The sequence below is a fragment of the Mesorhizobium sp. M0808 genome, from assembly GCF_040320025.1.
Lineage (GTDB): Bacteria > Pseudomonadota > Alphaproteobacteria > Rhizobiales > Rhizobiaceae > Mesorhizobium.
Window position 1 is genome coordinate 15,593 of record NZ_JAMYOX010000054.1, and the last position, 13,299, is coordinate 28,891.

Below are 13,299 nucleotides of genomic sequence, written 5' to 3' on the forward strand. Positions count from 1 at the left end.
GCTGACATGAAGAAATTCGCGATTGCTGCCGGCATGGCGCTTTGGACGAGTGCGGGCTTTGCACAGATTGCGGTCATTGATGGCGCCAATCTCGATGTAGCCCGCAAGAATGCGGACAACACCAACTCCATCATGGACTCGAACAAGGATATTCTCAAAAAGAGCGAGGAGATCCTCCAGGCTCTCAGCGGCAGTCGTGACGGTTCGCTCGGGATCGGACAGATGGGCCTCGGCGGCAACATGTCGATCGCCCAGGCGCCGTCGTTCGGATCGATCCTGAACGGCGGGGCTCTTTCGTTTGGTGGCCTGTCGCCCGATATCCAGAAAATCGCCGGCGCGGTCATCAATGGCCTGCAACTGGTGAAGCAGCTCCAGCAGATTGCCGGCAAGGAGACGAGCGCGGTCAACACCGCCTACGGCGGCAGCGTCAACGTGGCTTCGCTGCTAAGCGCGTTGACGTCGCAGGCTTCCCAGGGCGTCACCCAGCGCCAACAGTCATTGCAGTCCGCGAGCGGACAGATCGGGCAGTCGCAGGACGTCAAGGGTTCGGTGGACCAGAACACACGAATGCAGCTGGAAAACGCGCGCGCGGTCAACGAATTGATCGGCGTCCAGAACGGTGCGGTCGCGGCATTGAATGAGAAGCTGAAGACAGACCTTCTTCGTCAGAGCCAGGTCCAGAAGATGATGACACCTCGAAACGTCAATCCGTTCGCGAATTTTGGCAAGAGCGGAGGCTAGCACTTGTCGAGGCTGGTGTTGCGCACATGCGTTGTGATCGGGCTCAGCGCAGGGCTTTTCGGATGCGCAAATCGCGAACTGAAAGCGCCGTGCGGGCGTTTGGCGTATGCGCACGCCGACGAATGCGGCGCGCTGAAGCCGGTCAATTCAACGCCGTTCGCCAGCATCATTGACGAGGATCCATGAACGGTCTCGCCGAAAGCATTCTCGGTGGCATTGACAACATCGGTGAGGACTTCGTCCGCACCGTCTATATGCAGTTGGGCAATGCGATGGGCAACGTCTTCACCCTGATGCTGACCCTCTATATCGTGTGGTGGGGCTATTCGATCCTGAGCGGGCGTGAGTCGATTTCGCCAATCGAAGCGGCCTATCGCCTCGGCCGCGCCGTCATCATCTATCTGCTGCTGACCGGATGGGGCACGTTTTCCGCGACGATCTATCAGCTCGCGCAAAGCATTCCAGACGAGGTCGGCAAGGTGATCGTCGGCGCCGTGTCGCGGGCCACCGGCAACCAGCTCAGCGACCAGGCGGCAATTCCAGCGCTTATCGACAATCTCTACCAGGGGGCGCAGGACGTCGCCAATCAGGTCTACAGCGGATCCTTCTATGACATTTTTGGTGCGCTCTTGTCGCTGCTCGTTCTGCTGTCTGCCATCATCTTCGCAGCGCTTGCCATTGCCGCGATCATCGCCGCCAAAGTGATGTTGTTCATCACGCTGGCCTTGGCGCCGATATGGATCGTTCTTTGGCTTTACCGATGGTCCTCGCGCATGAGCGAAGGCTTCCTTTCGCTCACCACCTTTCTGATGATCCAGCAAGTCCTGATTTACGGCTTTCTCGGTTTCTACTTCTCGCTGGTCAATGCGGCGCTGAACACCGCCACGTCCGGCGGAGCGACCATGGATAGCAAAATGTCGCTGGTGCTGCCGCTGGTGCTGGTGACGATCATCGGGATCTACGTTCTCATGCAGATACCGTCGATTGCTTCGATCCTGAATGGCGGCGGCTATCTCAGCACCGTGGGAGCCCGGTACTCATATGGGACGTTCGGCAGGAATGCCGTGCGCTATTCCGGCGCGCGCTGGGCCGCCGGCCGTGCCGCTCGCGGCGCCCGGCAGCTCGCGGCAAACAGTTTTCGATCTTCGCGAGCAGCCAAGGCGGATGCCGCAACCCGGACCGCTATCCAGCAAGGTGCGCGCGATAACTCCAGGCCTCTGGCCTAGACCACACAATGATCACCGATCGCGGCGTGGATCAGGATGCGTCGCGCAAACGAGGCAATAGTAACGTGGCAATGCCAGTGGAAACGGCTGCTGACCGCAGCAGCGAACTCGTCGACAAGCGCTATTACAGGCTGGGCGCGACCTGGGAAGACGACACGCACCGGTCAATGCGTCGATCGCGTACATTGGCCTGGATCGTCAGCGGCGTTTCCGGACTGGTTGCGGTGCTGTCGCTGCTGGCGCTCGTGCTGATCCTGCCGCTCCGGCAGTTCGAACCGTATGTTGTCGAGGTCGACAAATCGACGGGCTACCTCGAGATCATGCGCGCTCTCAAGCCGGGAGATTTGTCCCAGAATGAAGCCGTCACGGCGGCCAATCTGGTGCGCTACATCAGGGCCCGCGAAACCTACGATTCCCGTGAACTGAAACAGAATTACGACCTGGCACAGCTCTACTCGACCGACGCCGCGTCCAAGGATTTGACATGGCTCTATACGCCAGCAAACCCACAATCGCTGGACAAGATTTTTGGCCGCAATGTCACTGTCTCGGTCGAGATCAAGTCGGTTTCCCTGCTCAACCGCAACACCGCCTCGGTGCGCTTTGCCACGACGACGCGGCGGGACAATTCGTCCACAGCCGACAATTGGGTGGCGGTGATAAAATTCCGCTACACCTCAACGCCGCTCAAGAACGAATGGCGTTTTGACAACCCGTTGGGATTTCAGGTTACGGATTACCGCCGCGACCAGGAATCGGCGCCCGCTGCGGGAAGCCTGCAATGAGATGGTGCATGGGCCTCACTCTGTCGGCCGCCCTTTTCCTCGGCATTACTCACGACGCGACCGCACGCGACGGCCGCATCCGATATGTCACCTTCAACAATGACGACGTGACGTCGGTGCGCGCAGCTCTTGGCATTTCAACGATGGTCGAGCTTAGCCCGACCGAAGTCATCGAAACCGTGTCGGCTGGCGATACGAAAGGCTGGTCGATCATCCCCAAACGCGGATCGCGATTTCTGTTCGTCAAGCCGCTGGAGCGCGATGCGTGGACCAACGTCAACGTGGTCACCAACCGGCGCGTCTATTCCTTGCTGCTGCAGGCAACCGACAATAGCCGTGACCGGGCATCCTTCCAGGTCCGGTTCAAATACCCGGACGAGGATATCAACGCGCGCCTGCTCTCACAGGCCAAGGAGAGCGCCGCCGATCCGGATTTGAAGGACCTGAATTATGCCGATCTCAATTACGACTATGCCTACAAGGGCGACGACAGCCTGAAGCCGCGCACCGTATTCGACGACGGCACCAAGGTGTTTCTGGAGTTCAAGGGCGACATTCCGGCGATCTTCGTTGTCGACGACAAGCGTCAGGAGTCGCTGGTCAACGTTCGCACGCAGGGCAAATACACCGTCATCGACAAGGTCGCACGGCAATTCACCTTGCGGGCCGATGGCAAGACGCTCTGCCTCTACAACCGGGCGCGACCCAACGAAATCGATCCGGTCGAGCAGGTCTACGGCCCAACGAAACTGACAGGCGGTTCCACGGTGTTCGGAACCAGCGGAGGGCGGTGATGACCCAGATCGACTATAACCAGCTGGACGGCAGCCCGACGGTCGCACGCCGCGGTGCGGGCGTGGGTACCAGGATCGCCCTGGTCGCCCTCGGCGTAGTGCTGGTAGGCGCGCTGATATGGCTGAACTGGCCCCGGGAGCCGGTATCGCGCGATCTTCGCAGCGATGGCGAGGAAAACTTCAACCCGCCCGAGTTTCGCCCGCCGGTGTTGAACGAACCCCCGCAACCTGCCGACGGCACGATCGACCAGATCGTGGTGCCGCCACCGGCCGTCGACCAGAACGGCACGCAACAAGCCGATAATGTCGATCAGACCGTACAGGAGGGCGCGGACCTTGATGCGCAGCGGCGCGCGCTGGAGGCGCAAATGGCGGCCGAGGAGGCTCGCCGCAAGGCCGAGGCGGAAGAAGCCCGCCGCAAGGCCGCGGCTGAGGACGAGGCTCGCCGCAAGGCTGAGGCCGCCGAGCATGAAAAAGCGGTGTGGGAACGCCTGCGGTCGAACCAGATGGTGACGAATGATCAAACCGGCTCGACGGATGCCGGTGCCCAGGCGGCACAGGTCGAAATCGCGGCCGACGGTCAGATCATCCCGGTTCCCGGGGCCGACAGTGATCCCAACAAGGCATTCCTGGCGCAGTCTGAGGCAAGTTCTTCCGGCATCGTCAAAGCCAAGGTTTTCCGACGCACCGATGCGTTGATCCCCGAAGGAACGATCATTCGCGGCTATTTGGAAACCGCGATCAACACCGACCTTCCCGGCGCCGTGCGCGCAGTCGTGCGTGAGGATGTCTTCTCGCTCGACGGCAGGCGGATCCTCATTCCGAAGGGCTCGCGCCTGACCGGAGAATACCGCTCGGGGCTTGCGCGCGGTCAAAAGCGTGTTTTCATCGTCTGGAGCAGGGTCATCCGCTCGGACGGCATTTCCGTTGATATCAAGTCGCCTGGGGCAGACGCGCTCGGGCGTGGCGGCATGGGCGGGCGTGTCGATACGCACTGGGTTGAACGCTACGGCAACGCCATCATGCTGTCCGTCGTTGGCGGCGTCTCTGAATATCTGTCCTCGCTAGGCGATAGCGGCCAGGATGGACAACAGCGCCAGGTGTCGACGATCGATCCCGTAACCGGCGAGACCACCACCGTGACTTATGGTGGCAATGGCTCGCAGCGCGACGCCCGCAGCGTCGCCTTCGATAAGTCATCGACCGCCTTGCAGCAACTCGCGCAAGAGGCGTTTCGCGACACGCAGAACATTGGACCGACAGTCTACGTCGACCAGGGCACGTCCATTGTCGTGCTGGTGCGGCGAGATCTCGATTTCTCGGACTTATACGCCGATCCCGTCCAGGAAGAAGTGGCGCGCCTGAAGGCAGGTGGGCGGCCAACGACGGCGATCGATCCGACGCCTCTTTACGGGACGCCGAAGGATCATTTTTATCCCGGCTATGGAGCCCGGTGAAATGAATGCCGTACATCCCCTCCCCGACCCTTGGGCGAGAGCCCCGGTCCTGCGCGCTCATCTGGAACCGATATGGTCCTATTTGAACGAAGATGCGGTGTCCGAGATTGCGATCAACAGGCCGGGTGAATTGTTCATCGAACGCCTCGGTGCGAAGGAAATGGAGCACGTCGTCAAGCGCGAGGTCACGCCCGGCTGGATTCGCAACATCTCGACGGGCGTCGCCTCGGCGACCAATCAGGTCATCAACGAAGAAAAACCGGTCCTGTCGGCTGCTCTGCCTTCGGGTGAGCGCATCCAATGCATCTTGCCGCCCGCGGCTCCCGAAGGCGGGGCGATTTCGATTCGCAAGCAGGTCATCATGGATATGAGCCTTGCTGCCTACAACGATCTCGGCGCATTCGAGGACACGGCGATGGGCAGCGGACTGGCGCTGTCAACCGAAGAAAAGCGACTTGTCGAAATGCTGCACGACACGTCGCCGATGGACTTCCTGCAATATGCGGTGCGCAACCGCGTCTCGATCGTCGTTTCTGGCGGTACATCCACCGGCAAGACGACGTTTTTGAATGCGCTCTTGAAGGAGATCCCTGCCCATGAACGGATCATCACGATCGAAGATACCCGCGAATTGAGGCTGCCTGCTCCCAACAACGTCACCCTAATAGCCTCAAAGGGCGACCAGGGCCTGGCCAAGGTCTCCGCGCAACAGCTGTTAGAAGCCTCCCTTCGCATGCGGCCCGACCGTCTGCTATTGGGCGAGTTGCGCGGCGCTGAAACCTTCGCGTTCCTCCAGGCGATCAACACCGGCCATCCGGGTTCGCTCACGACCGTTCATGCGAATTCCGCCCGATCCGCCTACGAGCGGCTGGCGCTGATGGTCATGCAGGGCAGCTCGGGCCTCTCACGAGGCGAAATCCTCGACTACCTGCGCGAGGTCATTCCGGTGGTCGTCCAGATGGTCCGCACCGAAGGCGGACGGCGCGGCATCAGCGAGATCAAGTTTACCAAGGCGGAGACAATCTAGCGGGGCCATTCATGCAGAAAATCGCAACAGCAATTTTCATGGTGCTCATGGCGACGGCCCTGGGCGGCCTGGCCTTCACGGTCGCCTATGCCGCGACAGATTGGTTCAGGACTGGCTCCCACGTCCTGTTCGACCAGTTGAACGCCAATCCCTTGCCGGTCGTTCGTCTGGCCTGGGCGGATACGATGGCGAGGAACTTTAGCCGGGTACAATACGCCGTTGCCGCAGGGGCATCAGGGTTTCTTGCGCCCCTGGTCGGCCTGCTTCTCATGCGCCCGAGAAAGCGCAATGACTCTCGCTTCATGACGATGGGCGACGTATCGAAAACCGGCCTGACGAAAGTTGGCGGCGTCTTCGTCGGTCGAGCTGGCGGCAGGCTTACCGGAATTCTGTCGCCCGGCCGCGATCAGCGCTCCGGCAAGATCCGCTTGACGCAGCGCAGGCTGATCGGCGGCAAGAAATTGTGGATTGATGGCGACGATGTCGGCGGCTTCGTCATAGGGCCGCCGCGCTCCGGTAAAGGCACGTCTCTCATCATCCCGAACGCCCTGACCTGGCCGCATTCGTTCGTGGTTCTCGACCTGCGTGGCGAGACCTATGCGGCCACCGCCGGCTACCGTTCAACCATGAGCCGCGTGGTGCGTTTCGCGCCGGCTGATCCGGACGGCAATACCGCATGCTACAATCCGATGGACTTCATCTCGCTGGATTCGGCGCAGCGCGACATCGACCTTCGCAACATCGCTGCAGCGCTGTTTCCGCGCCCCCCTTCGAACGCGGATCCCTACTGGGTTAACGACGCCCGCCTCCTTTTTACCGGCATAGCGTCCTTCGTCATGGAGTCGCCCGCGATCCCGAACGAGAAGAAGACCTTCGCCTCAATCCTCGAGATCATGAACGGTGCCGAGCAGCCGCTCCTGGAGTTCATCGGCTCGCTGCGCGAGGAACGCCGCCGCGAATGCTCGCATTTTACGCTACAAACCCTGTTGCCCTATTTCGAGATGTCTGAGCGGCAGTTCTCCGGGATCTACGCCGGCGTTCGCACCGGCATGGCCCCGTTTCTCAACGAGCGCCTGATGCGAGCTACGTCGCACAGCACCTTCGACATTCGCAAGCTCAAGCGTGACCGGATGTCTCTCTATCTCGACGTGCGGCGTGAGCAGATTTCGTCGCTTGGACCGTTGTTCAACGTCCTGCTCACGCAGATGATGAACTTCATGTCGGAAACCCAGCCCCGTCCGGACGAGCATCCGGTGCTTGTGCTGCTCGACGAGTTCCAGAACCTCGGCAAGCTCGAGAACGTGACCGAAATGGCGAGCGTGCTCGGCGGCAACGGCGTTTCGATGTGGTTTTTCGTGCAGTCGCTGAAGGCTGTAGACGAGATCTATCGGCAGGAAGGGCGCAAGACGCTCATTAACGCCGCTCGGGTGCAGATCTTTTTCGGTGCGCAGGACGCTGACGATCTGCGCTACGTTTCCGAGCAGCTCGGCGAAACGTCGGACGTTCAAAAGGACGTGACGCGAACCAAGGCAACCTTGTTCGACACTTATTACACGCGCTCCGAGCACCGCAAGCAAGTGCGGCGGCCTCTTATGCGGCCGGATGAAATCCGCACGCTCGACAAGAACAAGGTCATCATATTGCCGCGCGGCGAACTGCCAATTCTCGGCACGCGCAATTTCTATTTCGCCGACGGCCGGCTCGCCAAACGCGCGTTCATGGCCCTGCCCGCCTCTACCGACGCTTCGCGCACGAAAAGCCCTGCATTGGACGCTTCTGAGGCGGTTCCATCTCATGCGCTCCCGACGATTGTGCCGACAGCACCTGCGTACCGCTCGGGCCTCCTGCAGACGCGCCTGCGGCGCGGCGCGACATTTGCAGCAAAAGCTGACCGTATGGCTCTGCCGCGGGGCCGGCGCGCAATCGTAAAAGAACGGCCGAAAGCAACCGACGCTGCGGTCGTACCAGCTTATACCGCCATAGATTTTTCCGCGTTGGCGGCTAAAGCGGTCACGACAAGGATAGCACCCGATAAAGAAGCGGCGGTGGCGGCGATCCTGAACAATGTGCGCTCTCTCCGGGCCCACGCATCTGACAAAGAAGCTTTCGACCGAAATTTGAGCGTCGTCGAAGACACCTTGCCCGATGTAGTCGACGGGTAGGAACTGCTGCGCCCTGCTCGTGTCAGATAGAAGAGCGGCAACGTCATGCCTCAGGCCTTCTGTATCAGCCGCCAGTTGCCGGGCGGTGCCGCTTGAGCACTCCAGTCAATCGCCGCGCAGAATCTTTGCTTCGCGCGCGACCGCGACGAAAGCCCTGCGGGCGGCGGGTGGATGAAGCTCACCTCGTATAACCTTCAGACAGGCGTCCATAGCTGCCCTGTGCTTCTCCGTCTGACGACCACCAAGATCCCGCAGCAGGATGGAGGCCGCATCATTAACATCGAACACGGTGCGTTCTGTATAGCGGCCAATCTGAATCACAACTGGCCTCTCAAATCTTACCAAGCCGGTCATCTACCCTCACCCTTGAAACTCTATCAACAACAGCCTGCGATCACCGGCGGAAGAAAAATCGCGTTTGATCCCGCTTGCGGGTTGCCCCGGTCGGCCGCTCAATCGAAAGTTTAGTAAGAGGTGGGTTTCCACCCATGTTCAATTCGAGCAGACGTTGGTCCAATTCCTTGTCCGCCGCTGTGAGGCGATGGTTAAGGCGCAGATAGTCCATCCAGGTCGGCGTGCGGAAGGTTTCTGTCCAAAGCGAGGAATCCTGAAGATCGCGCTGGAGGTTCCAGTGCCTGGCGCCGACGCGGCTTTGCACCCGCCGTCGTTCCTGCATCTGATCGAGGAAAGCTTCGACGTTTGCCTCCGGTATTGAGTACTCGATCTTGATGACGATCGGGCCGCTTCTCGGCTTCAGGTCGAGAGCGAGTTGCGGTGTCTCGAAGCCAAAAGGATCCTGATCAGAGTCTTGCCATTGACGGATCGGCAACAGGAACCCGGTGGCCGCGACCATCAGTAGCGCAGCAGCTGAAATCTCCAGGGCTGAGGCAAGCGAATAGTTCTCAGCCACCGTACCCCACAGCCAACTGCCGGCCGCGATGCCACCCGACGAAAGGGCATAATAGATCGAGAGCGTGCGACCAACGACCCACCTTGGGCTTGCCAATTGAACGCTTACGTCGAGCCCCGTCCAGGTGACCACCCATCCCGCGCCGCCGAGCGCCAGCGCAATAGCCGCCACTGCCACTGAAGACGTGAGAGCAAGAGATAAACAACACGCCGCGCAAGCGATGCATGCCAGTATTGTCAGTCGCTCCTGGGAGAGCGACCGTCTCAAAACATTGTTGCAGATGCCGACGCACAAGGCGCCGGTCCCGAAGCCAGCCATCAGGATGCCATAAACGATCGGTCCTCCGCCTAATTGATCGCGGGCAACGACAGGCAGGAGCGCGAGTATGGAGATGCTGGTCAGGCCAAAAAGCGCGCCACGCGCGATTGCCGCCTTGATCTCCGCCGATAGTGCGGTGAAGCGCGCTCCGTCATGGATGGCCGTGGTCAATGGCTCCCGCGGGAGGGGGGACGAGCGAACATCCCATTTGCGGCGCCCTATGGTCCACAGCAGCGCTAGATAGGTCAGCGTCGCCACAGCGAAAGCTGTCAAAGGTCCAAAGGAGGCAACGACAATGCCACCAAGCGCCGGACCGACGCTTCGAACAGCGTTATATCCAACCGAGATGAGCGTAACCGCGGCTGGAACTTCGCGTTTTCGTAAGATGTCGCCGACCGACGCGTGCCAAGCGGGATCGGTGAAAGCGGCGCCCGCTCCGGCCAAACAGCTGAATGCAAGAACCATCCATGGATTGAAAATTCCCAAGCCTGCAAGCACCGTCAGCATCGCCGAGGACAGCGCTATCACGGACCAGCCAGCGAACATCAGATTGCGGCGGCTGAAATTATCAGCCAGGGCTCCGGCGATGATCGACAGGATGAATGTAGGCAACGTCGTCGAAGCCTGCACCAAGGCGACCATCACGTCGGAAGTCGAAATGGTCGCCATCAGCCAACTGATGGCGACAGTTTGAATTAGCCAGCCAAAGCTGGACACCTGCGTAGCAAGCCAGATCGATCGGAAAGTTGCATTCTCGAGCGGCGCAAATGTCGCCGACGAAGCTGGAGTCGCATCTGCGGGCGCCACCCTGCTCATTGGGTTGAGCCCTCCCCTCGGTCTATCGGTCGCGTTTAGAGGTGCCCTCCCGGCGCAGGTGCCCGTGGAGGAATAGCAGCATGAGCGCATTTGCTAGGGATAGCGCAAGACAATTCTTCACCGCCGGCGCTCTGGCCGAAGCGATTACTTGGTCTGGAAGAAAAGGCGGATGCAGCCTGACCGCAAATCGGGCATCGCACCGAGTTAGGAATTGCCGCCTTCGGGAAGGAGACCTTCATTCCGCGCGGGAAACGATGCCCATGGAAAGCCTGGGACGACGGCGCCGATTTCTATCAGAGAGCTGGCCCGCAGCGGATTCAACGAAGCCGGGCCACACCTACCTAGCCGCCTTGATGCACGGCGATAAGCTTTTGACGGCCTGAAGCGACGCTGTGGTCGCCGTTGCGGTGCTTTTCCACGCGCCTCGTCAGGCGCCGGGATTGCTCCGTCGTGGTGGCAGGCGGGGGTTTGCAGGTTGCGGTCGACGGGTTCGTTTCGGGGCGTCTGCCCCCATCGTTATGTCGCGAGTTGGGGGATGCGATCGAGGACGATGCGCAGGATGCGCTGGTCGGGGCACGATGTCGGCAGGTGCAGGCGGATTTGCGATTTCATCTCGACCACCCGCGCAGCGATTTTGATGAGGCGCAATCGCAGCGTGTCGAATTGGGCGACGGCAAAGCTCGAGCGCCTCGGCATCGCGGCCCGCAAGCCCCACATCAACCAGTAAGCAGCGGCATGCAGGAATAGCCGGAACTGGTTGGCCGTCGCTCTGGTGCAGGATGTGCGGTCGGCGGCAAGATGCGTCTTCCACGACTTGATGTGGTTCTCGGCCGCGCCGCGCCGGCAGTAGACATCCTCGTAGAGCGCCTTGGCCTTCCCACCGGCAAGGTTGGTGACGACGAAGCGGATATCGCCACCTTGGGCGCCGACCTCGACCCGCGCGATGATGCGCTCGACGCGGCTCCAACTAGCGGCGCCGTCAACGAACTCCTTGAACCTGCGGACCTTGCCTGTCTTGGCCGACGCTTCGAAGCGCGCCGTCGTGCTGGCCTCCAGATCCGCGACATGCTTGCGCAAGGTCGTGGTGGGCGCGAGGCCGAGGATGAAGTCGATATCGTTGGCGCGGCACCAGTCGATGACCTGCGGGCTGCAATAATGGCTATCGCCGCGGAGCAGGATTCGAATGTTCGGCCAGTTGATCCGGATCGCCCGCACCAGACGGCGCAGGTGGGGGCGGATCTCAGCCCCACTCGGCCGCTTGGCCGGTCGCAGGATCGCGCTGACGAACCGTCCCGCACCATCGAACACGACGATCGGCTGGAAGCCGTACTCGTCATGGTGGGCATTGAACAGGCGAAGCTGTTGGCCTTCGTGCACAGCGTCGAAGGTGTCGTCAATGTCGAGTACCATCCGCTTCGGCACCTGCCGGAACGAGGCGCAATAGAGATCGACCATCGCCCGTCCCATCGCGACCAGCTCCCGCACGCCGGGTAGGTTCTCCAGCCGGCACAGCGTCGATTGCGACGCCAGATCCCGACCCGATGGCAGCGCATCCTGGGCCATCTTGAAGACCGGATCGCGGCGCAGCCGGTTGGCGTCGTTGCCGTCCTCGTAGCCGGCGGCGATCATCTTCATGCGAAAGCCGATCATGTCCGCCAGGCTGTGGACGACCTGGTCCGGGCAGCGCGGATCGTCGATGCAACGCGCCAGACGCTCGGCCACCCGCAACCGCTTTTCCACCTCGGCCAAGGCCAGAACGCCGCTGTTGGACGACAGCATGCCGCCGTCGAAACGGGCGACGACGGACTTGCCGCCGACTGATGACAAACCGCTCAGCGGCAGCGCAAGATCGTTCATGGTGGGTGTGGTCTCCGGGAAATGGTTCGGATCGGCTTAAGCAACCAAATCCTACGTCATTTCAACGGCTTGCGCCACATCCACCAACCCCATGAATTTTTCAGGCTAGGATCCGGACCCATAAAGGGATTCCACTGACGGTGGTTTTATGAGTCACGGTCTCCAAAGGGAGGCCACAGATGAATCGCGATTATTTCTGGCTGACGGAGGAGCAGGTTTCGCGGCCGCAGGCGCTGCTGCCAACCGACACGCGCGGCAAGCCAAGAGTCGATGACCGCCGAGCGATTGGCGGCATCGTCCATGTCCTCAAGTCCGGCGGCCGCTGGGTCGATGCCCCGCAAGTCTACGGGCCGAGAAAGACGCTCTACAATCGCTTTGTCCGATGGGCTGCCAAAGGCGTTTGGGTCGACATCTTCCACGCCCTGGCCTCGGCTGGCGGTCCTCCGGCTGAGGTCCTGATCGACTCTTCGGCCGTGAAGGCGCATCGCTGCGCTTCTGGCGGCAAAGGAGGGAGCAAAATCAGGCGATCGGCCGGTCGCGCGGTGGGCGAACCACGAAGATCCACGCCCTGACCGATGGCCTGTGCCGCCCGATCGCTTTCCTCTTGACCGGTGGCCAGGTCGCCGATTGCAGCGCCGGAGATTTGCTTCTGGAGCAGATGCCCAAGAGCCCGATCCTGCACGCCGACAAGGGCTATGATACCAATGCCATTCGCCACAGGTCTAGGCTAAAGGGGCGATGCCGAACATTCCGCCGAAGCCAACCGGCGCTGGAAGAACTGCTTCTCCCCGTTCCTCTACCGTGATCGCAACGCCATCGAGCGCCTGTTCGGACGGCTCAAGGATTTCCGCCGCATCGCCACCAGATACGATCGATCGGCCACGAACTTCCTCGCTGCCGTCTGCCTAGCCGCTACGGTCAGTTACTGGCTGTGACAGTTGTCCTCGACAAACAGAAGCGAACTTGCGCCCTGAAGCAGCGTGATCGCTTCAGAAACGGTGCGAAGGAGTATGTCACTCGCCGGCTGGATGTCGTGGATGAGGCCGGCGGCCTCACCAATCATGATCGCGGCTATTGTGGGATCGCCGCTTGCCCACGCTTCCCGGTAGGCAGCGGACTGCGCGTCAATGTCGGCGAGGAGATGGGCCTCATTGCCGTGCCAGGCTTCCGTAAAAGCATTCTTCCGAACGCGCAGTGAAAACCGCG

At 61.0% G+C, this 13,299-nt stretch carries 12 protein-coding genes and 2 pseudogenes; 8 read left to right on the plus strand and 6 right to left on the minus strand.

The window, feature by feature from the left end; translation table 11 throughout:
* Positions 1–6: 6 nt before the first annotated feature.
* On the plus strand, positions 7–741 hold the full coding sequence (locus NKI25_RS32635; RefSeq protein ID WP_353000513.1) for a type IV secretion system protein: 735 nt from the start codon (positions 7–9) through the stop codon (positions 739–741).
* Here the strand turns inward: NKI25_RS32635 and NKI25_RS32640 are convergent.
* Entirely contained in the window at positions 738–911 is a 174-nt protein-coding gene (locus NKI25_RS32640) for a hypothetical protein (protein ID WP_352707189.1), read from the minus strand. The two genes, NKI25_RS32635 and NKI25_RS32640, sit on opposite strands and share 4 nt — an antisense overlap.
* A 12-nt stretch (positions 912–923) precedes the next feature.
* Here NKI25_RS32640 and NKI25_RS32645 point away from each other — a divergent pair, with 12 nt between their 5' ends.
* Genes NKI25_RS32645 through virB11 form a run of 5 tightly spaced genes read left to right on the plus strand, consistent with a single transcriptional unit; the run spans position 924 to position 6,030 of the window.
* Positions 924–1,967, plus strand: a complete 1,044-nt coding sequence (locus tag NKI25_RS32645) for a TrbL/VirB6 family protein (RefSeq protein WP_353000515.1) — start codon at positions 924–926, stop codon at positions 1,965–1,967.
* 8 nt (positions 1,968–1,975) lie between these two features.
* Positions 1,976–2,752 carry a VirB8 family type IV secretion system protein gene (locus NKI25_RS32650; protein ID WP_353000517.1) on the plus strand — a complete coding sequence of 259 codons (777 nt, stop codon included), beginning with the start codon at positions 1,976–1,978 and terminating at the stop codon, positions 2,750–2,752.
* Between the two features lie 8 nt (positions 2,753–2,760).
* A complete protein-coding gene (locus tag NKI25_RS32655) occupies positions 2,761–3,546 on the plus strand; it encodes a TrbG/VirB9 family P-type conjugative transfer protein (RefSeq protein WP_353000519.1) in 786 nt (261 codons plus the stop codon).
* The gene (virB10, locus tag NKI25_RS32660) at positions 3,546–5,003 is read left to right on the plus strand and encodes a type IV secretion system protein VirB10 (protein ID WP_353000520.1); all 1,458 of its coding nucleotides are present in this window, start codon (positions 3,546–3,548) and stop codon (positions 5,001–5,003) included. The genes NKI25_RS32655 and virB10 overlap by 1 nt, the downstream gene beginning before the upstream one ends.
* A 1-nt stretch (position 5,004) precedes the next feature.
* Positions 5,005–6,030: a P-type DNA transfer ATPase VirB11 gene (gene virB11, locus NKI25_RS32665; protein ID WP_353000522.1), complete on the plus strand. Its 1,026-nt coding sequence runs from the start codon at positions 5,005–5,007 to the stop codon at positions 6,028–6,030.
* Between the two features lie 233 nt (positions 6,031–6,263).
* On the opposite strand, the gene NKI25_RS32670 is transcribed toward virB11, so the two are convergent.
* Entirely contained in the window at positions 6,264–6,593 is a 330-nt protein-coding gene (locus tag NKI25_RS32670; protein WP_353000528.1) for a hypothetical protein, read from the minus strand.
* Here NKI25_RS32670 and NKI25_RS32675 point away from each other — a divergent pair.
* A complete protein-coding gene (locus tag NKI25_RS32675; protein WP_353000527.1) occupies positions 6,492–8,192 on the plus strand; it encodes a type IV secretory system conjugative DNA transfer family protein in 1,701 nt (566 codons plus the stop codon). The genes NKI25_RS32670 and NKI25_RS32675 overlap by 102 nt on opposite strands.
* A 105-nt stretch (positions 8,193–8,297) precedes the next feature.
* On the opposite strand, the gene NKI25_RS32680 is transcribed toward NKI25_RS32675, so the two are convergent.
* The 3 genes from NKI25_RS32680 to NKI25_RS32690 form a co-directional block, all read right to left on the minus strand.
* Positions 8,298–8,546 (minus strand): DUF982 domain-containing protein, encoded by a 249-nt coding sequence (locus tag NKI25_RS32680; RefSeq protein ID WP_352468908.1) that lies wholly within the window; start codon positions 8,544–8,546, stop codon positions 8,298–8,300.
* Positions 8,547–8,586: 40 nt separating this feature from the next.
* Complete coding sequence (locus NKI25_RS32685) at positions 8,587–10,236, minus strand: MFS transporter (RefSeq protein ID WP_353000523.1); 1,650 nt, start codon at positions 10,234–10,236, stop codon at positions 8,587–8,589.
* A gap of 516 nt (positions 10,237–10,752) precedes the next feature.
* Positions 10,753–12,093, minus strand: a complete 1,341-nt coding sequence (locus tag NKI25_RS32690; protein WP_353000525.1) for an IS1380 family transposase — start codon at positions 12,091–12,093, stop codon at positions 10,753–10,755.
* Between the two features lie 179 nt (positions 12,094–12,272).
* Here NKI25_RS32690 and NKI25_RS32695 point away from each other — a divergent pair.
* Positions 12,273–13,028, plus strand: a pseudogene (locus NKI25_RS32695) (IS5 family transposase).
* Here the strand turns inward: NKI25_RS32695 and NKI25_RS32700 are convergent.
* A pseudogene (locus NKI25_RS32700) lies at positions 13,016–13,299 on the minus strand (NAD(P)H-dependent flavin oxidoreductase); the annotation flags it as partial. The pseudogenes NKI25_RS32695 and NKI25_RS32700 overlap by 13 nt on opposite strands.

Coding starts and splice junctions, on each gene's coding strand:
- NKI25_RS32635 (WP_353000513.1), top strand. CDS start 7: ATGAAGAAATTCGCGATTGCTGCCGGCATGGCGCTTTGGACGAGTGCG.
- NKI25_RS32645 (WP_353000515.1), top strand. CDS start 924: ATGAACGGTCTCGCCGAAAGCATTCTCGGTGGCATTGACAACATCGGT.
- NKI25_RS32670 (WP_353000528.1), bottom strand. CDS start 6,593: ATGCGGCCAGGTCAGGGCGTTCGGGATGATGAGAGACGTGCCTTTACC.
- NKI25_RS32685 (WP_353000523.1), bottom strand. CDS start 10,236: ATGAGCAGGGTGGCGCCCGCAGATGCGACTCCAGCTTCGTCGGCGACA.
- virB10 (WP_353000520.1), top strand. CDS start 3,546: ATGACCCAGATCGACTATAACCAGCTGGACGGCAGCCCGACGGTCGCA.
- NKI25_RS32690 (WP_353000525.1), bottom strand. CDS start 12,093: ATGAACGATCTTGCGCTGCCGCTGAGCGGTTTGTCATCAGTCGGCGGC.
- NKI25_RS32640 (WP_352707189.1), bottom strand. CDS start 911: ATGATGCTGGCGAACGGCGTTGAATTGACCGGCTTCAGCGCGCCGCAT.
- virB11 (WP_353000522.1), top strand. CDS start 5,005: ATGAATGCCGTACATCCCCTCCCCGACCCTTGGGCGAGAGCCCCGGTC.
- NKI25_RS32650 (WP_353000517.1), top strand. CDS start 1,976: ATGATCACCGATCGCGGCGTGGATCAGGATGCGTCGCGCAAACGAGGC.
- NKI25_RS32680 (WP_352468908.1), bottom strand. CDS start 8,546: ATGACCGGCTTGGTAAGATTTGAGAGGCCAGTTGTGATTCAGATTGGC.
- NKI25_RS32655 (WP_353000519.1), top strand. CDS start 2,761: ATGGGCCTCACTCTGTCGGCCGCCCTTTTCCTCGGCATTACTCACGAC.